Origin of the sequence: Kocuria marina (assembly GCF_000786655.1) — a bacterium.
Taxonomy (GTDB): Bacteria; Actinomycetota; Actinomycetes; order Actinomycetales; family Micrococcaceae; genus Kocuria; species Kocuria marina_A.
This window is the reverse complement of sequence record NZ_JROM01000020.1, coordinates 1-706: the sequence shown is the minus strand read 5'-3', so window position 1 is coordinate 706 and position 706 is coordinate 1. Positions and strand designations below refer to the sequence as shown.

General features: G+C 63.9%; 1 protein-coding gene. It reads left to right on the top strand.

Annotated elements, in window-relative coordinates; genetic code table 11:
- On the top strand, window positions 1-516 hold a 516-nt coding region (locus AS25_RS05780; RefSeq protein WP_035963191.1), incomplete at its 5' end, for an IS3 family transposase.
- Window positions 517-706: the final 190 nt, after the last annotated feature.

The following is a 706-nucleotide window of genomic DNA, read 5'->3' as shown; positions in this document are numbered from 1 at the left end:
ACCGCCGATGACGCCAACGAACTGTGGCTGACCGACATCACCGAGCACTGGACCGACGAGGGCAAGCTCTACCTCTGCGCCATCAAGGACGTGTTCTCCGGCCGGATCGTGGGCTACTCGATCAGCGACCGGATGAAGGCGCGCCTCGCGGTGAACGCCCTGGACAACGCGATATCCAGACGTCGCGACGCCGCTGGTTGCATCGTGCACTCCGACCGTGGATCGCAGTTCCGGTCACGGAAATTCGTGCACGCCCTGAACCGTCACCACCTCATCGGATCCATGGGCCAGGTCGGCGCTGCCGGCGATAACGCCGCGATGGAATCGTTCTTCGCACTGCTCCAAAAGAACGTCCTGGACCGCAAGCGGTGGCGAACTCGAGAAGAGCTGCGGATCGCGATCATCACCTGGATCGAACGTACCTACCACCGCCGTCGCCGACAGGCCCGCCTGGGCCGATTGACCCCCATCGAATACGAGACCATCATGAACCCGGCCGTGGACCTCGCGGCCTGAAACCCCAACTGTCACCTGTTCGTGCGGCAGTCCCCTCGGCTACCTCGCACCCGTCGACTACGCTCGGCAATGCACCCATCAATCGGAAACCGACGACTCGCACAGCGACCGGACCGAATGAAGGGGGCGGCCCAGCCTCCCCCGGCATCTCGGGGGAACGTTCACAGTGTTCTCACGCGAAGGGACGCTG